Origin of the sequence: Nonomuraea sp. NPDC050153 (genome assembly GCF_044460125.1) — a bacterium.
Classification (GTDB): domain Bacteria; phylum Actinomycetota; class Actinomycetes; order Streptosporangiales; family Streptosporangiaceae; genus Nonomuraea.
In genome coordinates this window covers 156952-177338 of record NZ_JBITJQ010000028.1, presented here as the reverse complement: position 1 = coordinate 177338, position 20387 = coordinate 156952, and the positions used below count along the sequence as shown (strand labels likewise).

The window sequence follows — 20387 nt, the reverse complement described above, 5'->3', positions numbered from 1 at the left end:
ATCCCAATGGTCCCACCAGGGCTACATCCACAAGATCGGACCAGCCTTGTACGGGCCAGTGCCCACGAGCACTTAAGCCTTCGTCAGCAGGCTCTAAGGGCCCGATGGCTTCGAGACGCTTCATCCACAACGCTGGGCCAGCGGAACTCGCTCATCCACAGAACGTCGTTCGGTCCAGCGTCCGGAACCCGGCTTCGGCCAACCTAAGGACTCCCGCCGGACAAGATCCCGGCTCCGAGCACCACCTGGAGGCACGATGCACAGTCCCGCCACCACGCCAGACGACATCAAAGCCGCCCCAGACGCCAGTCACGCCACGTCAAGCAACGAAACAGTCGGTAAGTTCTCGCTCAGCCGCACCCGCATCACCCGAAGCGCCCCGCCAGCCCTCAACGCCACCGCAGAAGCCGCTACCAAGACCATCAAGTCGTCAAAGGAAGCCTCGACCAAGCCGCCGGCAGAAGCCCTGAGGCCGCTGACGATCATCGCGAGCACGCAAAGCGGATCACCCAAGCCGGCCCCATCCGGGCCCACCACGAGCCCCGTCCCGGCGCGAGCCAACAGATGGCTTCATTACGCGACGGTCAACCGGGAGCGCGGCATGTCCACAGCCGAATACGCAGTAGGCACGATTGCGGCCTGTGCATTCGCTGCGCTCTTGTTCAAGGTGGTGAGCAGCCCAGAAGTCCAGGAAATGCTGAAGGCACTCATCGATCGAGCACTCAACACTGCCACCGGATGACCCTCCGCCAAGTGCGGACCTCCCTGGGTAGGAAGCGGTCGGCATCGCGGGGCTCGGTCACGGCCGAGACCGCCGCGGTGCTGCCCGCGCTCATGGTCGTGCTCGCAGCCGCGCTGTGGGCCATCCAGGCTGTCAGCGCCCAGCTCGAATGCGTGGACGCGGCCCGCGCCGCAGCACGAGCCGCAGCCAGGGGCGAACCCCTCGACCAGGTCATGGCCCGAGCCCGAACGGCTATCCGCCAAGAAGCTCAGGTAGCCGTAACCCGCGACACAGAAACGACAAAAGTTCAGATCGCCATAGAAGTACGACCACCATGGGCCCAGTCATTGCCCGCAGTGCAAATATCCGCTACAGCCACCGCTGACACCGAACTCGGATATCTCCCGTGACCACCGGCAATCTAGCCCCGCAGGAGAGGAAGTCCCCATCAATCCCAAGGAAAAGGGCTCAGCCACACTCTGGGGTGTAGCTCTCATGGGCCTCCTCATGGCGGTGGCCACGGCGTTCGCCATGGTGGGCTCGGTGCGCGTGGCACGCCATCGTGTAAACAGCGCCGCCGACCTGAGCGCCCTTGCGGCAGCCAAGCTGGCGATAACCAACCCGGAAGCCGCCTGCGTCCGAGCCGCCACCCTGGCCAAGCAGAATGGCGTGGAGCTGATTCGATGCGAAATCACAGACGAAATCGCCGACGTCTGGACCTTGCTGCCGATCTCACTACCGATATTAGGCCCCCGTACGCTGACGGCCAGATCTCGCGCCGGACCGGCATGAACAACCCCCTGGCCATGCCCGAGCCGTGCAGCTCGACCATCAAACACGCATAGCAGCAAGCAGTAGAAACAGGGGAACGCGACGCCGACGTGCCAACTCATCAGCATCACCGTTGAAGCGGTCCTCGTAGGGCGCGCACTCGCGCAGAGAAGTCAAGGAAAATCCTGACTTGGTCAGCAAGGAAACATAGTCTTCTATAGTGCGGTGAAACCAGGTGACAGTGCCGCCCATCCATTCCCTTTCGCGCGGCCCTTGGAGAAAGTAGTCATCCACAACCCAAGAAGTCCGCTTCCCTCGAACGCCAGGGTCGTGCGAGGTCAGAACCGGATGAACGACGGTGAAGATGATGCGTCCACCAGGTGAGAGGCACTCAAGGCAGGAGGCCAGCACCGGTTCGATATCCTCGACATAGTGAAAGGCCAATCGCGAAACAATCAGATCGAACGAAGACGGCGGAGCGGAGAAGTCCTCGATATCGACCATTTCGACGCGGCCGGCTGTTCCGCATAACGCCGCATTGCCAGCCTCGACCATCGCGGCCGAGCCGTCCAGGCCCAGGTAACTGCGACAGCCGGCATCCAACACGACTTGTCCGATAGCTGCATCCCCGCACCCGAGATCCAACACCCGGAGCCCCGTGACCTCACCAAGCTCCTCCAGGAACGCCGGTTCCTCCATCACATGGTTGGGGCTCGACACACCACTATGCCGATGACCTAGATACCGCGCGGCGACTTGAGCCGCGTCATAGAAGGATCCACCGCGCTTGTTTCCGGCCACGGCCCTGAAGTGTAGATCGACAAACCGATTGGAGGCGTCGAAGCCGAGGGGCAGATGGTGGGGCGGGCTGAGGTGGGCGGAGGGGTAGGTGGGGAGGACGGTCGACGTTGGCTGGGAGTTAGGTGGTGAAAGGGAGTCGGCGTTACTGGGGAACTGGTCGCGGGGGCTGGGATGGGGCTGACGAGCAGGTGGTCAGGGGCGGGGCAAGTGCCGGGCTGGGGAAGCGGTCATAACGGTGGGGCGGTGTTAGTCCGTAGTTGCCGGTGAGGAGTGGGGCGATGCGGGTTGGGAGGTCTGGTGAATCAGGGACGCGGTCGATTTTGGGCGGGAAGTAGGTGGCGAAGGAGGGGGCAGTGCCGGCGCGAAGTTGATGGTGAGGTTGGGATGGGCGTTGGCCGCCATAGCTGGCAGTGGGGCTTGGGATGAGTGTTGGCCGTAGCTGGCAGTGAGGCTTGGGGTGGCTGTTGTGGAGGGCGGCAGTGAGGCTTGCCCTACCCCGTCCCGGATCAGCAGCTCCCCGCCAACACCATCCGGCTCCACATCGCCGACTTCCGCCGACACCAACCACAGCGCGGACTGCCACCTCCACGTCACCCCCGCCCCAACCTCCACGTCACCCCCGCCCCAAGCCTCGCTGTCACCCCCGCCCCAACCTCTGCTGCCGTCCCCGCCCCAAGCCTCGCTGTCAGCTCCGCGTCAACCTCTGCTGCCGCCCTCGCCCAAGCCTCGCTGTCAGTTCCGCACCAACCCCCTCCGCCACCTCCGCCACCTCCGCAACCTCACTGCCGCTCTACATGAGCTTCACTCGAAGCTTCGTTGCCAGCTCTACGCCAACCCTCGGGCTGGTGTTGGAAAGGGCTGGCGGGGGTGGTGCTGGCCTGAGAGGTGGTCTTCGCCTCAGGTGGGTTGCCCTGCTTTGCGCTGTGGTCTTTGCGTCCATGGGCGTAGTCGATGTAGGTGCGTTTCTGGGGTGAATGGGTGGCATGGCTGCTATGGCGTGAATGTGGTGAATGGCGACATTTCGGTTGGTGTGAAACGTGGCGGATGAATCGAATGGGTTGGCCGAAAACGGTGGGGCCGATGGGGCTTGCGGGGATAGGTCGCAATCAAGTCACGACTTCTTAGACGTGGTGTCCAAGAGTTGTATATGTACCGTAAGGTTCCGCTTACCCTCGGTCCATGCCGTATGTGACAGGGCGGCTGGGAGAGCCGGAGCTAAGTCGCTAGGGTGCGGGTTCGGGGACGGTCGGTGACCGTATCGGCCGGGCGGACTGCACTTCCGGTCGTCGCGTGAACGCCCCAGGGCGGTCAGGCGGCGCGAGGCTCTCGATGGAGGGAAGCGTCGTGACGGTAGTCGGCAGAGTGGTGGCCGCGGGGATGATCGTGGCCGGCACCATCGCGGTCGGCGGGACCGCTCAGGCCGCCGCGGCGACCTGGCGGGCCGACACGTCCGGGCAGATCACCTCGCCCGCTGACGGCCAGGTGCTTTCGAGTTCGTCCGTGACGGTTTCCGCGCGTACGGGCGTGATCCAGCTGAACGTGGGCCTCTACGTCGAAGGGCCCTCCACGCCCAGCCGGAAGGTCGCCGGAGGGGGTGCGAACCAGACGATCTCCGGCACGTTCGACGCCGGTAACGCTCCGAACGGCACCTTCACCGTGACCCTCAAGGGAGAGCTCACGGGGAGCAGCTACGCGAGCAACACGTTCAAGTTGCGGCGGCCTCCCGAGGCGCCGGGCAACGTGAACGCGACCCGGCAGGGCAGCGCCAAGGTCCGACTGACCTGGAGCAAGGGTTCAGAGCCCGACCTGCAGTCGTACGAGGTCTCCAACAGCCAGTCCGGCATCGTGGGAAGGTTGCCCGCCGACAGTGCGTGCGCCGGGTCCACATGCCAGGCGGTGCTCGCCGTGCCGACCAAGGCGAAAGGCCAGAAGGTGGGGTTCACGGTCAAGGCGTTCAGGGGAGACGGCGACGGCGGATCGATCGGGTCGGGCAATTCGGCCGCCGCGTACGTCGCCTTCCCCGCCGCGCCGACGCCCACGCCCACGAAGAAGAAGACCACCGGCGCCCGTACCCCGAAGACCACCAAGAACGTCGATCCTCTCCCCACACTGCCCGCCAAGAGGCAGACCCTGCCGACGACCAGGCCGACGACACACAAGCGGACGACCGCCAAGCTGCCGGCAATACCCGACGCCGACCCGAACGGGAACCTGCCGATCCCGACGACCGACGCAACGGGTGGTCTGCGCCCGTCCGACGCGAAGAACGGCGCGGACACCGCTCCCGTCCAGCCCGACGTGAAGGCGCAGTCGGGCGAGTCATCGATCGGGAACCTCGGCCAGTACGGCCTCTACGTCGCGGCGGGCATCCTCCTGCTGCTGTTCGGCGCCCATGCGGGTGCGTGGGCAAGGCGGCGGGCGCTCGCCACGGGTGAGAGCTCCACATCCGGTACGGCCACAGCGGCCACGGGTGTGGGCGCGGCGGCGGCCGGTGGGGTTCAGGTCACGCATGCGAACGAAAGCGCTTCGGTCGCCACGGCCCCGCCCCGGCGGCGACCTGCCGTGATCCTGGCCGTCGCCAAGACCCGGGTTCCCGATCAGTCTCGGGCGCAGCAGGCGGGGGCTGGTGAGCCTTCCGGCGGGGCGACTCCGGAGCCGTCGCCGCCCGCCCTCGATCGGAAGCGTGGGGAGGCCGCCGCCGCGTTCGAGGTGGAGGAGGTGCGAGACGTCCCTGAAGCACGCCAAGGGCCCGTCCGCATCACCTTGCCCAGTTCCGCGGTCACAGATGTCCCCGAGTCCGACGCGGCCCCTGTCCGGCCGGCAGTACGGATGGAGGATCGCTGGGACGATTACCTGCCGCCGTCTCCCCGGTCAATGGAGGACAGCGGCTTCTGGGAGCGCCCGCAGCCGGGGGCAGCCGATTTCTGGTCCGGCGAAGATGACGAAAAGGGTGAGGGCGAGCAACGCGCTTACGCGGGCCCTCGGCATAGAGACGGTGAAAGCTGAATCGACTAGTTGATTCGGCTCGTCGGCCACCCAGGCTCGGAGTCTGGGGTTGGCGTGCGCAAGTGCAGGTGGAGCCGGGGGTTGAGGGCTCGGTGGAGGTTCCTGTGAGGGTGTCGCGGCGCTTTTACTGAGGGGACAGCAGAGTGTTGAGGAGGCGGACGGCGCCTCGTTTGTCCAAAGGCTCGTTGCCGTTGCCGCATTTTGGGGACTGAATGCAGGAGGGGCAGCCTCGTTCGCATTCGCAGGAGGTTATGGCTTCGCGTGTGGCGGTCAGCCAGTCGGCAGCACGGGAGTAGCCGCGTTCGGCGAAACCCGCCCCGCCCTCATGGCCGTCGTACACGAAGACGGTGAGCAGGCCCGTGTCGGCGTGCAGTTCGGTGGAGACGCCGCCGATGTCCCAGCGGTCGCAGGTGGCGAACAGCGGGAGCAGGCCGATGGAGGCGTGTTCGGCGGCGTGGGCGGCGCCGCCGAGGTCGATGCCCGCCTCGGCGAGCGGCGCCACTGCCGATGCGGGGAGCGTCCACCAGACAGCGCGGGTGCGGAGGGTGCGGGGTGGCAGGTCCAGGGGCTCGTCGCCGAGCATCTCGCCTGATTGGAGGCGTCTCTTGAGGTACGAGACCACTTGCCGGGTCACCTCCACCTCGCCGAAGTGGAGCGTGCCGGGGCCGAGGGGGTGGGAGCGCTGGGTGGCGAGGATGGAAATGTCGGTGATGTCGCGAGCGAACGTCGTGAAGTCCGGGGTCGCGCTGGACACCAGGGCGACGCCGGCCTCCAGGTCGAGGAGTTCCACGAGGAAGGTCTCACCCTGATGGATGTAGACCGCGCCCGTGTGCACCGTGGTGTGCGCGGACGGTTCGTCCACGCTGCCGAGGAGGCGCCCGGTGGATGACTCCACGACCTGGATGGGGGCGCCTCCGCCGCCTCGGATGTCGGCGAGGTCGGTGGCCCGCTCCCGCTTGGTCCAGAACCAGCCCGCGGGGCGCCTCCTGAGCAGCCCCTCGGAGACCAGGTCGTCGAGGACCGTTGAGGTGGTGGTGCCGAAGACGGGCAGGTCGTCGTCCGTCAGCGGGATCTCGGCGGCTGCGGCGCAGAGGTGAGGGCCCAGGACGTACGGGTTGTCCGGGTCGAGGACGATCGCCTCCACGGGCTGGCCGAACAGCGCCTGGGGGTGGTGGACGAGATAGGTGTCCAAGGGGTCGTCCCTGGCGATCAGCACGGCGAGCGCGTCCTGGCCGTCGCGGCCGGCCCGGCCGGCCTGTTGCCAGAGGGAGGCGCGGGTGCCGGGCCAGCCCGCGATCAACACGGCGTCGAGGCCTGAGACGTCCACGCCGAGTTCGAGGGCGTTGGTGGTGGCCAGGCCCATGATCGTGCCCGAGCGGAGGGCCTTCTCCAGGAGCCTGCGGTCTTCGGCGAGGTATCCGGCGCGGTAGGCGGCGATCTTGTTCGGGAGGTCGGTCCAGTCCGGTTTGGGCGGGGCGTCTGGGAGTGCCCAGGTGAGGGAGCTTTCCGGGGCCGGCTGGTTTGCCCTGCCCCCGTGCGCTGAGGTGCCGGCTGCAGGGTCCGCTGGTGCGCGCGCCGGGTTTGCCGTGGCGACCGTCGGGTTTGCCGTGGCGAGCTCGCTGGGGGTGCCGGATGGTTCCGGCGTGGCGGGGCGGACGATGGGGCCTGTCGGGTCGGCTGCGCTCGGCTGATGGTTGGTGGTGGGGGTCAGTCCCACCGGGGTGGGGTGGGTGGAGTCGGGAGGTTCGGCTGTGTTCGGCTGAGCGGTGTCGGTCGGTTCGGCCGCGCTTGGCCGGTGGTCGGCCGGAGCGGTTGGCTTCACCGTGTTCGGCTGGTGGTCGGCCGGAGCGGTTGGCTCCGTCGTGTTCGGCCGGTGGTCGGTGGGGGTGGGGGGTCGGGGGTGGTGGGTTGAGAGGGAGAAGGCAACGTCGGCGAGTTTGGCGCGGGCCGTGAGGGCGACCGTTTCGGCGCCGCGGCGGGAACGGACGAAGGCGAGCGTGCGTACCTCGGCCAGGACGAGGTCCGCCAGCAGGTCCGCCGCCTCCGCTGTGGCCGTCCGTCGCACAGGAGCCCCTCCCTCGCCCCGTAGCTCGGTCAGGGGCGGCTCCCACAGCGCGATGGTGGTGGAACCCTTGGGCGAGGCGTCCGTAGTCACCTCGTCCATCTCAAGCCCCGTCAGCCTCATTGCGAACGCTCCGGGCTCGCTCGCCGTCGCCGACGCGAGCAGGAACGTGGGGCGCGAGCCGTAACGGGCGCAGACGCGGCGCAGGCGGCGCAGGATCTGGGCGACGTGGGAGCCGAAGACGCCGCGGTAGCCGTGGCACTCGTCGACGACGACCATGCGCAACCGGCGGAAGAACGACGACCATTGGGCGTGGCGGGGGAGGACGCTGCGGTGCAGCATGTCCGGATTCGTCAGGACGTAGTTGGCGTGCTGGCGCACCCACGTACGTTCCTCGAACGGCGTGTCGCCGTCGAAGCAGGCCGCGCGGAGCTGGGTGATGCGCAGCTCGCGCAGGCTGCGCAGCTGGTCGGCGGCCAGGGCCTTGGTCGGGGTCAGGTACAGGATCGTGCCGCCGTCGAGGCAGGAGGCGACGGCGGGAGTGAGGTACGCCAGCGACTTCCCGGACGCCGTACCCGTTGAGATGATCACGTTTCGGCCACGGAATGCCAGGTCGGCGGCCTCGTACTGGTGTGGCCAGAGTCCTGTCACCCCGCGGTTCGCCAAGCGCGTAACAAGCACTTCTGGCGTCCATTTGGGCCATTCGGCTTGACCCGCCTGACGTGCTGGAACATGCTCCACATGGGTGACACGCTCATGACGTGCGGGAACACCAAGCAGGTGGTGGAGGAGTGGACCCGCCTGTTGTGGGGAGGATGCGGAGGAAGTCACTGTTTCCAGTCTTGCATCGGTGGGCAAAGTCGCCGGGAATCGTGATTTCGTATAGACACAAGCCAGACGCGTGGTTGAATGCCGCGCGTCAGGGTCGGACGATCTGGGGCCACGCTCCAGATTGCCAGTCCCAAGAGAGTACTTTCGCAGGCGAGGCGCTGGAGGATCTGTGGATCTGAAGTTGGATCACCGCACCGAAGACCGACTCACCATCGTGGAGGTCGAGGGTGAGATCGATGTCTACACGGCGCCGAGATTGCGTGAGCTCCTCATCGACCTGGTGAACAAGGGCAACTTCCACCTGCTCGTCAACATGGAGAAGGTGGACTTCCTCGACTCCACGGGCCTTGGCGTCCTGGTCGGGGGGCTCAAGCGGGTTCGTGCGCATGACGGCTCGCTCGAGCTGGTCTGCACGCAGGAGCGCATCCTGAAGATCTTCCGGATCACCGGTCTGACCAAGGTCTTCGGGATTTACGCTTCGGTCGACGAGGCCAAGGAAGCTCACGGCAAAGACAAGTAGCATGGCTACCGTCGAGCTGACGTTCAGCGCTCTTCCCGCCCACGTGCGGACCGCGCGGCTGGTGGCGACGGCGATCGCTCGCCGCACCGGCGTGGAGGAGTCCCTGCTGGACGAGGTCAGGCTCGCTGTGGGTGAGGCCTGCTCCCGGGCAGTCGAGGCGCACCGCGTCCACTGTCCGGGCGAGCCCATCCGCATCGAGCTGCGTGACGACTCCGGGCGTTTCGAAGTCACGGTCAGCGACCACGCCCCCAGCGATGAGATCAAGCAGGAGCAGCCCCTCGACCTGGGCATGCTTTCTGACTCGTTCATGTCGGGCTTCGGCCTTGCGGTCATCGAGGGCTTGGCCGACGACGTCGAGATCTTCCCCAGCCCGAAGGGCACGAACATCCGCATGAGCTGGCCCGCCACCGCCAAGGTCTGAGCCGGTCCCACCGAGCCGGTCCCACCGTCCCGCCTCGCTCCGCCGGGCGTCCCTCTGGGCGCCCGGCACGGCTGTTCTGTGCTTCAAAACCCCATCTTTTACGGCAGAGCACGGGCGGCGCCACCCGCCGCACGTGGCTGAGCGCCTCCAGGGTGACGCCCGCTGACCCGCACGTGGCCGGCCGCCGTCACGGCGCACGGGCACCATGGCTTCCGCTCTCGGCGGCCGGCGATGGATCGGTGTCTTCGGTGACCATCGATGAGCGAATCGTGCGGTGGGCGCGTATTTGGGCGAACGGCTTCACGGGGCGGGCTCTCCGGGGCGCGCAGGTGGTTCGCAGGGGCGGACGGCCATGTGGGCCAGGGGTCCACGGAGTGACTGGCCGCGCGGGGCTTACTGGCGGGTTCACGGGCGAATGGCCGTGTGGGGCCAACGAGGTCGCCGGGCGATCGCGGTGCGGGGCCAGCGGGTTCGCCGGGTGATCGGCCGTGCGGGGCCAGCAAGTTCGGCAGGCAATCGACCGTGCGGGGCCAGCGGGTTCGCCGGGTGATCGGCCGTGCGGGGTGAAGGCGTCTGTGGCTTGGGCCGCTCATACGGTGAGCATGCCTGCGGTGTGGACGGTCATGCGGGGTGAACCGGCTGACGGCGTGAACGCAGTCGCAGTGTGGATGGCCACGCGCAGCGGAGGCTCCGATGGCGTGGGGTAACCACGCGGCGTGAAGGTGCCTACGGTGTGGGCGGTCGCGCCGGGGTGGAGGCGTGCGGGGTGGGCGGTCGCGCCGGGGTGGAGGCGTGCGGGGTGGAGGCGTGCGGGGTGGAGGCGTGCGGGGTGGTGAGGGCGCGTGCGGTGAGGGCGGCTCACGGTGCGGTGAACGCGCCTACGGCGGGTGGACAGGGTGGGTGGCGGAATCGGTCGGTGTGGGGCGGGTCGCGGCGGTGGGGTTGGATGGGTGTTCCGGTCGTCGGATGAGGTGCGGCCGAGAGTGTGGGCGGTGGGTCTGATGCCGCGTGCGGGCGGCGGTCAGGCCGGGTGTTCGCAGGTGGTGGTGTCGTGGGCCGTGCCTTGGATGGCGGTGCCGGTGGCAGGCGGCGGGGGCAGTTGTGGGCGGCTGTCTCAGGGGTTGTCTCAGGGGCCGTCTCCCGTCCCGCACGTCCCCCGAGCGTCGCTCCAGGGTGCCCGAGTTTCGGTCCGGACCTATCCGGAGGTTTTCATGACCTTAAACCCGGGGAAATTTCGCCTGTCAGGCCGCAAACCGGCCCGCTGTCAGGGGATTACTAGACGCGCGCACAATTAGCCACCTCGAGAGCCTTCATATCCGTTCAGTGCCTGCGTAGACTCCCGGCACCGGCCAAGGTGATCCGGCGGAACGCGGATTCAACCGGAAGCGGCACCCACAACCCGGATGGTGCCGCTACACCCGCCGAGGAAAACTGCAGCACCGCCCGGGCAGGACGACCGGTCTTGCCGAGGAGAACGATGAGCAGGCACATGCTGGCAGCGGAGCCAGCGTCCAATCTGGCCCTGAGTGGAAACAATCTCACCATCGTGATCGTGGTCGCCGCGGTCGCACTGATCGCACTAGCCGTCGCAGGCGGCCTGGTGCGCGAGGTGCTGTCCGCCGGCCAAGGCACGGAGCGCATGCAGAACATCGCGCGTGCCGTACAAGAAGGCGCAGCCGCTTATCTGGCGCGCCAGTTCCGCACATTGGCGATCTTCGTCGTCGTAATACCTATCCTGTTGCTCCTGCTACCCGGGGAAACAGAAGTCGTCGTCGGACGTTCGATCTTCTTCGTGGTCGGGGCGGTTTTCTCCGCGCTGACCGGGTTCATGGGCATGTGGCTGGCCGTGCGCGGAAATGTCCGCGTCGCCGCCGCGGCCAACGAATCGGGCGAGAAGCGCGCCATGCGCATCGCGTTCCGCACCGGCGGCGTCGCCGGAATGTTCACCGTGGGCCTCGGCCTGCTGGGCGCGGCCGTGGTCGTGTTCATCTACCAGGGCAACGCCCCGGGCGTGCTCGAAGGATTCGGGTTCGGGGCGGCGCTGCTCGCGATGTTCATGCGAGTCGGCGGCGGCATCTTCACCAAGGCCGCCGACGTCGGCGCCGACCTGGTCGGCAAGGTCGAGCAGGGCATCCCGGAGGACGACCCGCGCAACGCCGCGACCATCGCCGACAACGTGGGCGACAACGTCGGTGACTGCGCGGGCATGGCGGCCGACCTGTTCGAGTCGTACGCGGTCATGCTGGTCGCCAGCCTCATCCTGGGCAAGGTGGCCTTCGGCGAGGAAGGCCTGGTCTTCCCGCTGATCGTCCCGATGATCGGCGTCATCACGGCGATCATCGGCATCTTCGTCACCGGAATGCGCGACCGCGACCGCAACGGGATGGCGGCGATCAACCGCAGCTTCTTCATCTCGGCCGCGATCTCCGCGGTGCTCGTCACGGTGGCCGCGTTCCTGTATCTGCCCGACAGCTTCAGCGCCCTGACCGGCGCCACCGAGCAGTCCGACGCCAACCCGCGGCTCATCGCCATCGGCGCGGTGCTCATCGGTCTGGTGCTGGCCAGCGCCATCCAGCTGCTGACCGGCTACTTCACCGAGACCAACCGCCGTCCCGTACGCGAGATCGGCGAGAGCTCGGCCACCGGCCCGGCCACCGTCATCCTGGCCGGCATCAGCGTCGGCCTGGAGTCGGCCGTCTACTCCGCCCTGGTCATCGGCGGCGCGGTCTACGGCGCGTTCCTGCTCGGGTTCGGAAACGTGACGATCGCGCTGTTCGCGGTGGCACTGGCGGGCACCGGCCTGCTGACCACGGTCGGCGTCATCGTCTCCATGGACACGTTCGGGCCGGTCTCCGACAACGCCCAGGGCATCGCCGAGATGTCGGGCGACGTCGAGGGCGACGGCGCCCGCGTGCTCACCAGCCTGGACGCCGTCGGCAACACCACCAAGGCCATCACAAAGGGCATCGCGATCGCCACGGCCGTGCTGGCGGCGACCGCGCTGTTCGGCGCCTTCCGCACCGCGGTGGAGGGCGAGCTGGCCAAGGCGAGCGGGGCGGTCAAGTCCGCGCTCGGCGAGTTCTCCACCTTCACCCTCGGCATCGACCAGCCGAACGTCCTGGTCGGCCTCATCGTCGGCGCCGCGGTCGTGTTCCTCTTCTCGGGGCTCGCGATCATGGCGGTCGGACGGGCCGCGATGCGCGTGGTCTTCGAGGTACGCGACCAGTTCCGCAACAAGCCGGGCATCATGGACGGCACGGAGATGCCGGAGTACGGCCGGGTCGTGGACATCTGCACCCGTGACTCGCTCCGCGAGCTGGCCACGCCCGGCCTGCTGGCGGTCATGACGCCGATCGCGGTCGGGTTCGCCCTCGGGTACGCGCCGCTGGGCGCCTTCCTCGCGGGAGCGATCGCGTGCGGCACCCTGATGGCCGTCTTCCTCTCGAACTCCGGTGGCGCGTGGGACAACGCCAAGAAGCTGGTGGAGGACGGTCACCACGGCGGCAAGGGTTCGGAGGCGCACGCCGCCACCGTCATCGGCGACACGGTCGGCGACCCGTTCAAGGACACGGCCGGGCCTGCCATCAACCCGCTGATCAAGGTGATGAACCTGGTGGCGCTGCTCGTCGCCCCTGCGGTGGTGCTGTACGCGGGCAACCCGGCCCTGCGCATCGGCGTCACGGTGGTGGCGGTGGGCGTCGTGGTCGGGGCCATCGTGGTCTCCAAGCGGCGCTCGGTGAGCACTGAACCGGCGAACAACGACAACCGGGAGCACCAGCCCGTGGCCTCGTAACACCGCCATACCCTGGAGAGACGCCCGCCCTACTGCGTAGGGGCGGGCGTCTCGTTTTCCGGCGCCTCTCGGATGCAGGGCTCCTACCGAGGGCTCCTTCCGAGGGCTCCTTCTGACGTGGCGGGGCGTCTCCCGGGGAGCAGGGCTGCTTCCGGCTGCTGGGATGGCCGGTTGCTGGAGTGGAGCTGGTTGCCGGGCTGTGCGGTGTGCGGGCGTTCGAGGGTGGCGGCAGGTGGGTGGGAGATCGGGCGACGGATCCAGCGGGCCGCGGGTCGGGGCGCGGATGAGGGCGGCCGGCAAACGGCGGGCAGGGCGGGCGAGGGAGGCCAGGAAATGGCGGACGGGGAGGCCGGGGGATGGTGGGTGGGGGAGTTCGGCGGGACGGGTGGGATGTTCAGGTAGAAGGCGGGAGTGGGACCGTGGTGGCTCGGTGGGAAACTGGGCGCGTGAAAGGTGACAAGCAGCCCAGCGGCGGGAAGACCCTGGGCCTGATTCTGCTGGCGATGCTCGTCATCCTGGCCGTGATCGTCGGGCTGGCCGTCTGGGCTTCGAGGACGGGGTGATCGGATGCGGACCTTGATTGTGCTGCGGCATGCGAAGGCCGCTCACATCCCCGGGCTGGCCGATCGGGAGAGACCGTTGACCGGGCGGGGTGAGCGGGACGCCAAGCGGGCGGGCGACGAGATCCGGGCGGCCGGGCTGGCCCCGGACCTCGTGCTGTGCTCGCCGGCGCTCAGGACCAAGCGCACCGCCGAGATCGCCTTTCCCGAGGTGGAGATCAGCTACGAGCGCGACATCTACGAGGCGTACCCCGATGAGCTGCTGGAGCTGGTCCGGCGGGCGGACCCAGAGCTGAGCACGGTGGTGCTGTGCGGGCACAACCCGGGCGTGCACGAGTTGGCCGTGGGGCTGGCCGGAGGCGAGTACGCGTTCCGGCCGGGCGCGTTCGCGGTGATCGAGGTGGAGTCCGACTGGGCGGAGCTCTGGATGGGCGAGGGCCGCCTGGTCACGCTCTGGGACCCGAAGGAGCACTGACCGGCCCGGCCCGGCCCGTCCTGGGATGGGCCGGGCTGAGATCAGCCGGCGGCGAGGGCGGTCGGCTGGCGGCGAGGGCACCCGGCCTGAGGTCAGCCGGTGGTGAGGGCGCCCGGCCGGGGTCAGCCGGCCAGGCCGCCGTCCTCCGCGTCCGCCGCCTCGACCTCGTCCCTGGAGATCCCCAGCAGGTAGAGGATCGAGTCCAGGTAGGGCGTGTTGACCGCAGTGTCGGCCGCCTGCCGCACCACGGGCTTGGCGTTGAACGCGACGCCAAGCCCGGCCACGGCGATCATGTCGAGGTCGTTGGCCCCGTCGCCGATGGCCACCGTCTGCGAGATCGGCAGCCCGGCCTCCCGCGCGAACCGCTCCAGCGCCCGCGCCTTCCCCGGCCGGTCCACGATCTCGCCCACGACGCGGCCGGTCAGCCGTCCGTCGATGACCTCCAGGACGTTCGCCGCCGAGTAGTCGATGCCGAGCTCCTCGACCAGCCCGTCGGTGATCTGCGTGAACCCGCCGCTGACGATGGCGAAGCGGTAGTCGAGCCGCTTGAGGGTGCGGACCAGCGTGCGGGCGCCGGGCGTGAGCACGACCTCCTTGCGCACCTCCTCGAACACCTCCGCCGGCAGCCCCTCCAGCAGCGCCACCCGGCGCCGCAGCGACTCGGAGAAGTCGAGCTCGCCGCGCATGGCCTGCTCGGTGACCTTGGCGACCTCGTCCAGGCACCCGGCGTGGGCCGCGAGCAGCTCGATGACCTCGCCCTGGATGAGGGTCGAGTCGACGTCCATGACGATCAGCCGCTTGGCCCGCCGTGACAGGCCGGTGCGCTGCACGGCCACGTCCACCTCTTGGACGGCCGCCTCGGCCGCCAGCTCCACCCGCAACGAGCTGGGGTCGGCGCCGGAGACGGACAGTTCGATGCAGGTGACGGGCCACTGGGCGAGGCGTTCGATGCGGTCGATGTTCGCGCCGGCGGCGGCGATGCGCCCGGCGATGCCCGCGATGGCGGCGGGCTGGAGCGTGGCGCCCAGCACGCTGACCGACAGGCGCCCGCGGCGGCGCTGCTCCTTGGTCTGGGAGCCGGTGGAGAGCTCCACTTCCATGCCCAGGTCCTCGGCCACCCGCTCGACCGCGGTCCACATGGCGCCGAGGGTGGTGCCGGTGCCCGTCGGGGGGCCGCCGGCGTACATGACGAGCACGCCGAGCGTGAGCCGGCCGCGAATGACGACCTGTTCGATATCCGCCACCGTCACCGGAAAGGCGGACAGAACGGAAAAAAGCCGCGAGGTGACGCCGGGCCGGTCGGGGCCGGTCAGGGTGATCAGGAGGCTGCGCTGGTCCACATCCAGCCACGGTACTGCGCCCGGCCCGATGCCCGCGCAGCAGGGCGGGCATTCGGGCGCGGGCGCGACCGCGGGTGTCCCAGCAGGTGACACCGAGGTGAATGTCCCGTGGACGCTCGGACAACATTCCGTCGGCCGTAACGTTCCAAGGGACGCGAAGAGCGTCGTGCTAGCGGACGATCTTGGTCTTGACCGTCTTCACGTAGCCGTGCTCGGGGATGCCGAGCCGGTCGAGCTCTTCCTTGCTCATGTTCTCCATGCCCGTCTGGACGTCGTAGGAGACCACGCCGAGCTTCGCCGTCTGCGTGCCCTTCGCCGTCTTCTTGAGCTTGGTCTCGAAGATCAGGGTGATGGAGTCATCCTTCTTCAGGACCTTCGGCACGAGGCAGTAGAACGCGCGGCCCTCGAGCCCGCACTCGGTGCCCTTGACGCTCGTGCTGTACATGATCCGCCTGAGGTCGACCCCCTTGGGGAACTCGCCGCCGACGAAGTAGGCGTCGGCCTCGTAGGGCCCCTTGTTGGTGGCGATGATGCCGAAGTTGAGCTTGCCACCGGCCTTGGCGGTCTTCGCGGCCTTCACTTTGACGTCGAAGACCGAGAACGCTTCGTCGGCGACCGTCGTGGCAGCGGCGGAAGCGGGAACAGCCGGGACAAGCAGGGCCGCGGCCAGCAATGCCAGCGACGCGGCCTTGGTCAGGTTACGCATTAAACGTCTCCGGTGAGGAAGTGGTCACGGGGAGGCGCACACGATTGAAGCCCCCGTTAAATGCCCGCTGTTCCTATCATGATGGCAAAATCTATGTAAAGGCTATTTCTGTAGAATCAAGTGCGTGTCACCGAACTCGTGCCACAGATATCCGTTCCGTAGTGCCTCCCCGTACGCCCGCGCCAGGGCCGTCTCGCCCGCGATCGCGGTCAGCATGAGCAGGTGGCTGGAGCGTGGCTCGTGCAGCCCGGTGATCAGCCCCGTGACGGCCCGTACGCCCCGCCGAGGTGTGACGACGTGCCTGGTCCACCCGGTGGCGGCGGCCACCCGCCCGTCCGCCCCCACGGCCGTCTCCAGCGCCCGTACGACGGTGGTGCCCGCGGCCACCACCCGGTTGCCGCTCTCGCGGGCCAGGTTGACCAGCCGCGCCGTGGCGGCCGGCACCTCGTACCGCTCGGCGTAGGGCGGCTCGTCCTTCTCCGGCGAGGCCACCCCCGTGTGCAGGGTGATCGGCGCGAGCCCGATCCCGCGCGCCACCAGCGCCGTCACCAGCTCCGCGGTGAACGGCCGGGCCGCGCTCGGCATCTCCGCGCTTCCCGGCACGGTTGCGAACACGGTCTGGTACGCCTCGATCGGCCAGTCCCCGCTCACGTACGAGTAGCGGATCGGCGCCCCGTGCGCCCGCAGGTACGGCTCCACCTCCCGGTCCAGCGACGCCCGCCACAGACGCGGCGTCTCCCGTTCGATCAGCCGCAACGTGGCCCGCCCAGGCAGCGGCAGCCACTCGCCGGGCTCGCCCCCGCCGTAGGGCTCGGAGGCGACGGCGGTACGGCGGCGCAGCTCGACCAGCCAGGTGCCGTCCTCGTTGGCGGTGGAGAAGTGCACGGCCAGCCGGTCGAGCCGGACGGCCGCGGGCAGGGTCGCCGAGTTGTTCACGACGATCAGGTCACCGGGGTCGAGCAGCCCCGGCAGGTCGACGAAGTGGTGGTGCGAGGGGGCGAGGTCGCCGCGCGAGACCATCAGGCGCACGGCGTCTCTGGACATCCCCCGCGCCTCGGGCGGCTCGCTCGCCGACAGGCCCGGCGGCAGCGCGAAGTCGAGTGCGACGGTCATTGCAGGCTCACCTTGCCGCTGGCCGGACGGGACCGCACCAGGTCGTGCAGCGCGGCGGCCACCTTGGCGGGGTCGGTGGCGGCGGCGGCCTCCTCGGCGCCCACGGCGTCGGCGAGCATGCGGGTGTTCATCTCGCCGGGGTCGGCCCACCAGACCCGGACCGCGGGCTCCTCGGCCGACAGCACGTTGGAGAGCTGCTCCAGGGCCGCCTTGGTGGCGCCGTAGCCGCCCCAGCCCTCGTACGCGCCCGTGGCGGCGTCCGAGGTGATGTTCACGACGGCCCCGCCCGCCGCGCGCAGGGCGGGCAGCGTGGCCTGGATCAGCGCGAGCGGTGCGGTGACGTTGGTCTCCAGCAGCACCCTGAACGCCTCCAGCGGGTAGCCCGCCAGCGGCGGCAGCGGCGTCACCCCGAGGTCACTGGCGTTGTTGACCAGCAGGTCCAGCTCGGGCACCGCCCGGGCCAGCCGCTCGACGTGCGCGGGTTCCGTCACGTCACCGGGGATCGCGGTGGCGCCCAGTTCGGCCGCGGCCCGCTCCAGGTCGTCCGCGCCGCGGGCGGTGAGCACGAGGTTCCAGCCGGCGCCCGCCAGAGACCTCGCCAGGGCGAGTCCGAGACCGCGGGAAGCGCCGGTGATGAGTGCGGTGTTCGTCATGATGCCGACGTTAGGAACGCCGCGGGCGGCGCACATCGGGCGGAAGGCCCGCCGCCGCCTGGGCACATCGTCCTAGGACCATAAGCTGGGTGCCGTGACCTCCGACCGAGACGAGATCCTGCAGGCGGTGAGCTCCGCGGTGCTCGCGGTCACCCGGCATCTGTCGGTCCGGGAGGTGCTGCAGGTCATCGTACGCTCGGCGCAACGGCTGCTCGACGCCCGCTACGCCGCGCTCGGGGTGCCCGACGACGAGGGGTCGTTCGGCGAGTTCGTCGCCGAGGGCATCACCGACAAGCAGTGGGACGCGATCGGGCCGCTGCCCAGACAGCATGGCATGCTCGGCGCGATGCTCCGCGAGGGGAGCCCCGTCAGACTGCCTGACCTGCGCAAGGACCCGAGGTTCGAGTGGTGGCCGAAGGCCCACCCGGTGATGAAGGACTTCCTCGGCGTCCCGATCCGCGACGGCGACCAGGTGCTCGGCATCATCTTCCTGGCCAACAAGCGCACGCCGGGCGGCTTCACGCAGGCGGACCAGGAGCTGCTGACGCTGTTCGCCGCGCACGCGGCCATCGCGCTGACCAACGCCAGGCTCTACGAGCGCGGCCGCGAGCTGGCCATGCTGGAGGAGCGCAACCGCGTGGCCCGCGAGCTGCACGACGCCGTGACGCAGAAGCTGTTCTCGCTCCGGCTCACCGCGCAGGCCGCCTCCGCCATGCTCGACCGGGCTCCCGACAGGGCCGCCGCCGAGCTCGAACGCGTCCAGCGCCTGGCCGGGGAGGCCCTGTCCGAGCTGCGGGCCGTGATCGTCGAGCTGCGGCCGGCCGAGCTCGACCGGCACGGGCTGGCCGAGACGCTGCGCAAGCACGTGCGCATGCTGGACCGGCTCCACCCGTCCCTGGTCACGTTCGAGTGCGCGGAGCTGCCGCCGGTCGCCCCGGAGGTCGAGGTGGCGGTGCTCAGGGTGGCCCAGGAGGCGCTGCACAACGCGCTGAGGCACGCGGACGCCGCGGGTGTCTCCGTGCGCCTGGCGTACCAGGACGGCAAACTGGTGTTGATCGTGAGCGACGACGGCGACGGCTTCGAGCAGGCGGAGTCGCGCGGCCTGGGCCTGGTGTCGATGCGCGACAGGGCGGAGTCCGTGGGCGGGGTCATGACCGTCGAGTCGGCCCGCGGCAGGGGGACCACGGTACGTGTGGAGGTGGGGGTTTGATCAGGGTGCTGATCGCCGACGATCATCCGGTGGTGCGGCAGGGGCTGCGTACGTTCCTCGACCTGCAGGACGACATCACGGTCGTCGGCGAGGCCGGTGACGGGGCACAGGCCGTCGAGCTGGTCGAGGAATTGGCGCCCGACGTGCTGCTGCTGGACCTGAAGATGCCGGTGCTCGACGGGCTCGGCACGCTCGAACGGCTGGCCGGGTCGGCGACCAGGGTGGTCGTGCTGACGTCGGTGAGCGACCGGTCCGACGTCGGTCCGGCGATGCGGGCGGGGGCGTCGGGGTTCCTCTACAAGGACGTCGATCCGCCCGCGCTGGTGCAGGCCGTGCGGGCCGTGCACGGCGGGCAGGTGTTACTGGCCCCCGAGGCGGCCGAGGCGATGCTGTCGGCGCCGGACGAGCCGCCGTCGCCGGTGCCGCTGACCGACCGCGAGCGCGAGGTGCTCGCGCTCATTGCGGCCGGCCGGTCGAACCGGGAGATCGCCAGGAGCCTGGCGGTCGCGGAGAAGACGGTCAAGACCCACGTCTCCAACGTGCTGATGAAGCTGGGCGTCCAGGACCGCACCCAGGCCGCGCTGTACGCCGTACGGCACGGCCTGGGATGAAGGTCAGGTGTCCTTCTTCTTGTTGCTTTCCTCGTGGCTGGCGGGCGGGTTGTAGGTCTTGACCGGCGGAGGCGGCGACCAGCTCCGGCCCGGCCGGCGCGGCGGGGAGACGATCTTGGTGTTGACCTTCTTGAGCCAGTAGTAGCCCTTGATGCCGAGGCGCTTGAGCTCTTCCTCGTCGATGTTCTCCATGCCCTGGTCGACGTCGAACGACATCACGCCGAGCCGGGCCGTGGCCGTGCCCTTGGTGCCCTTCTTCAGCGTCAGCTGGAAGTTCAGCCAGTCGGTCTTGCCCTTCTCCAGCCGCAGCGGGCCCCAGCACCAGAACCAGCGGCCCTCCCAGGTGCACTTGGTGCCCTTCGGGCCGCCCCAGCGCAGCCTGGGTACGACGCCCTTGGGCACCTCGCCGCCCATCCAGTAGTAGTCGGCGTAATAGGGGCCCAGGTTCTTCGCCCGGATGGAGTACGTGATCTTGCCGCCGCGCTTGGTCCGGTCGGTGCCCTTGGCGGAGATCTTGAAGCTGGAGAACGGCTTCACCCGCGCGACCGTCGCGGCGGCGGGGACGGTCGTGGCGCTGGTGGTGGCGGCACTCGCCGGAGCGGGCACGGCCAGCGGCGCGGCGGCCAGACTGCCGGTTAAGAGGAGAGTGAGGCTTCTGCGCATTTGACGGCTCCCCGTACGGTGCTGGAAATCCCCGATCATCTCCACGATTATTGCGTAGGGCAAATTTTTCGCAAAGAGCGATGATCTTTCGTGACCTGGGGTGGTTTGCGGGTTTTTGCCCGCTCTTATC

17 protein-coding genes are annotated in these 20387 nt (G+C 68.9%); 10 read left to right on the top strand and 7 right to left on the bottom strand.

The window, feature by feature from the left end:
- Nucleotides 1-256 precede the first annotated feature (256 nt).
- From ACIBQ1_RS45370 to ACIBQ1_RS45360, 3 genes are read left to right on the top strand one after another with little or no spacing between them, the layout of a single operon-like run.
- Nucleotides 257-742: a DUF4244 domain-containing protein gene (locus ACIBQ1_RS45370; protein WP_397287251.1), complete on the top strand. Its 486-nt coding sequence runs from the start codon at nucleotides 257-259 to the stop codon at nucleotides 740-742.
- Nucleotides 739-1131: a TadE family type IV pilus minor pilin gene (locus ACIBQ1_RS45365; protein WP_397287249.1), complete on the top strand. Its 393-nt coding sequence runs from the start codon at nucleotides 739-741 to the stop codon at nucleotides 1129-1131. The genes ACIBQ1_RS45370 and ACIBQ1_RS45365 overlap by 4 nt, the downstream gene beginning before the upstream one ends.
- Nucleotides 1103-1513 (top strand): Rv3654c family TadE-like protein, encoded by a 411-nt coding sequence (locus ACIBQ1_RS45360; RefSeq protein ID WP_397287265.1) that lies wholly within the window; start codon nucleotides 1103-1105, stop codon nucleotides 1511-1513. The genes ACIBQ1_RS45365 and ACIBQ1_RS45360 overlap by 29 nt, the downstream gene beginning before the upstream one ends.
- Before the next feature lie 39 nt (nucleotides 1514-1552).
- On the opposite strand, the gene ACIBQ1_RS45355 is transcribed toward ACIBQ1_RS45360, so the two are convergent.
- Nucleotides 1553-2293 (bottom strand): class I SAM-dependent methyltransferase, encoded by a 741-nt coding sequence (locus ACIBQ1_RS45355; protein WP_397287247.1) that lies wholly within the window; start codon nucleotides 2291-2293, stop codon nucleotides 1553-1555.
- 1344 nt (nucleotides 2294-3637) lie between these two features.
- Here ACIBQ1_RS45355 and ACIBQ1_RS45350 point away from each other — a divergent pair.
- Complete coding sequence (locus ACIBQ1_RS45350; protein ID WP_397287245.1) at nucleotides 3638-5299, top strand: hypothetical protein; 1662 nt, start codon at nucleotides 3638-3640, stop codon at nucleotides 5297-5299.
- A gap of 124 nt (nucleotides 5300-5423) precedes the next feature.
- Here the strand turns inward: ACIBQ1_RS45350 and ACIBQ1_RS45345 are convergent, their stop codons facing one another.
- Entirely contained in the window at nucleotides 5424-7952 is a 2529-nt protein-coding gene (locus ACIBQ1_RS45345; protein WP_397287243.1) for a DEAD/DEAH box helicase, read from the bottom strand.
- 409 nt (nucleotides 7953-8361) lie between these two features.
- Between ACIBQ1_RS45345 and ACIBQ1_RS45340 the strand changes: the two genes are divergently transcribed.
- The 4 genes from ACIBQ1_RS45340 to ACIBQ1_RS45325 all read left to right on the top strand — a co-directional run bounded on the left by ACIBQ1_RS45340 (nucleotide 8362) and on the right by ACIBQ1_RS45325 (nucleotide 13961).
- Entirely contained in the window at nucleotides 8362-8712 is a 351-nt protein-coding gene (locus tag ACIBQ1_RS45340; protein WP_043629845.1) for an STAS domain-containing protein, read from the top strand.
- 1 nt (nucleotide 8713) lies between these two features.
- The gene (locus tag ACIBQ1_RS45335) at nucleotides 8714-9133 is read left to right on the top strand and encodes an ATP-binding protein (protein ID WP_397287241.1); all 420 of its coding nucleotides are present in this window, start codon (nucleotides 8714-8716) and stop codon (nucleotides 9131-9133) included.
- A gap of 1477 nt (nucleotides 9134-10610) precedes the next feature.
- The gene (locus ACIBQ1_RS45330; RefSeq protein WP_397287239.1) at nucleotides 10611-12926 is read left to right on the top strand and encodes a sodium-translocating pyrophosphatase; all 2316 of its coding nucleotides are present in this window, start codon (nucleotides 10611-10613) and stop codon (nucleotides 12924-12926) included.
- A 567-nt stretch (nucleotides 12927-13493) separates the two neighbouring features.
- On the top strand, nucleotides 13494-13961 hold the full coding sequence (locus tag ACIBQ1_RS45325; protein WP_397287237.1) for a SixA phosphatase family protein: 468 nt from the start codon (nucleotides 13494-13496) through the stop codon (nucleotides 13959-13961).
- Nucleotides 13962-14083: 122 nt separating this feature from the next.
- On the opposite strand, the gene serB is transcribed toward ACIBQ1_RS45325, so the two are convergent.
- The 4 genes from serB to ACIBQ1_RS45305 all read right to left on the bottom strand — a co-directional run bounded on the left by serB (nucleotide 14084) and on the right by ACIBQ1_RS45305 (nucleotide 17773).
- Nucleotides 14084-15301 (bottom strand): phosphoserine phosphatase SerB, encoded by a 1218-nt coding sequence (serB, locus tag ACIBQ1_RS45320; RefSeq protein ID WP_397287235.1) that lies wholly within the window; start codon nucleotides 15299-15301, stop codon nucleotides 14084-14086.
- Nucleotides 15302-15470: 169 nt separating this feature from the next.
- On the bottom strand, nucleotides 15471-16007 hold the full coding sequence (locus ACIBQ1_RS45315; protein WP_397287233.1) for a hypothetical protein: 537 nt from the start codon (nucleotides 16005-16007) through the stop codon (nucleotides 15471-15473).
- A gap of 102 nt (nucleotides 16008-16109) precedes the next feature.
- Nucleotides 16110-17120 carry an S-adenosylmethionine:tRNA ribosyltransferase-isomerase gene (locus ACIBQ1_RS45310; protein WP_397287232.1) on the bottom strand — a complete coding sequence of 337 codons (1011 nt, stop codon included), beginning with the start codon at nucleotides 17118-17120 and terminating at the stop codon, nucleotides 16110-16112.
- Complete coding sequence (locus ACIBQ1_RS45305; RefSeq protein WP_397287230.1) at nucleotides 17117-17773, bottom strand: SDR family oxidoreductase; 657 nt, start codon at nucleotides 17771-17773, stop codon at nucleotides 17117-17119. Before ACIBQ1_RS45305 ends, ACIBQ1_RS45310 begins: the two co-directional genes overlap by 4 nt.
- Nucleotides 17774-17867: 94 nt before the next feature.
- Between ACIBQ1_RS45305 and ACIBQ1_RS45300 the strand changes: the two genes are divergently transcribed.
- Together ACIBQ1_RS45300 and ACIBQ1_RS45295 are read left to right on the top strand one after the other, a co-directional pair.
- Nucleotides 17868-18983, top strand: a complete 1116-nt coding sequence (locus tag ACIBQ1_RS45300) for a GAF domain-containing sensor histidine kinase (protein ID WP_397287228.1) — start codon at nucleotides 17868-17870, stop codon at nucleotides 18981-18983.
- Nucleotides 18980-19594, top strand: a complete 615-nt coding sequence (locus ACIBQ1_RS45295; RefSeq protein ID WP_397287226.1) for a response regulator — start codon at nucleotides 18980-18982, stop codon at nucleotides 19592-19594. The genes ACIBQ1_RS45300 and ACIBQ1_RS45295 overlap by 4 nt, the downstream gene beginning before the upstream one ends.
- A 3-nt stretch (nucleotides 19595-19597) precedes the next feature.
- On the opposite strand, the gene ACIBQ1_RS45290 is transcribed toward ACIBQ1_RS45295, so the two are convergent.
- A complete protein-coding gene (locus ACIBQ1_RS45290) occupies nucleotides 19598-20257 on the bottom strand; it encodes a hypothetical protein (RefSeq protein ID WP_397287224.1) in 660 nt (219 codons plus the stop codon).
- Between the last annotated feature and the right edge of the window lie 130 nt (nucleotides 20258-20387).

Coding starts and splice junctions, on each gene's coding strand:
- ACIBQ1_RS45370 (WP_397287251.1), top strand. CDS start 257: ATGCACAGTCCCGCCACCACGCCAGACGACATCAAAGCCGCCCCAGAC.
- ACIBQ1_RS45365 (WP_397287249.1), top strand. CDS start 739: ATGACCCTCCGCCAAGTGCGGACCTCCCTGGGTAGGAAGCGGTCGGCA.
- ACIBQ1_RS45335 (WP_397287241.1), top strand. CDS start 8,714: ATGGCTACCGTCGAGCTGACGTTCAGCGCTCTTCCCGCCCACGTGCGG.
- ACIBQ1_RS45330 (WP_397287239.1), top strand. CDS start 10,611: ATGAGCAGGCACATGCTGGCAGCGGAGCCAGCGTCCAATCTGGCCCTG.
- ACIBQ1_RS45325 (WP_397287237.1), top strand. CDS start 13,494: ATGCGGACCTTGATTGTGCTGCGGCATGCGAAGGCCGCTCACATCCCC.
- ACIBQ1_RS45315 (WP_397287233.1), bottom strand. CDS start 16,007: ATGCGTAACCTGACCAAGGCCGCGTCGCTGGCATTGCTGGCCGCGGCC.
- ACIBQ1_RS45310 (WP_397287232.1), bottom strand. CDS start 17,120: ATGACCGTCGCACTCGACTTCGCGCTGCCGCCGGGCCTGTCGGCGAGC.
- ACIBQ1_RS45305 (WP_397287230.1), bottom strand. CDS start 17,773: ATGACGAACACCGCACTCATCACCGGCGCTTCCCGCGGTCTCGGACTC.
- ACIBQ1_RS45290 (WP_397287224.1), bottom strand. CDS start 20,257: ATGCGCAGAAGCCTCACTCTCCTCTTAACCGGCAGTCTGGCCGCCGCG.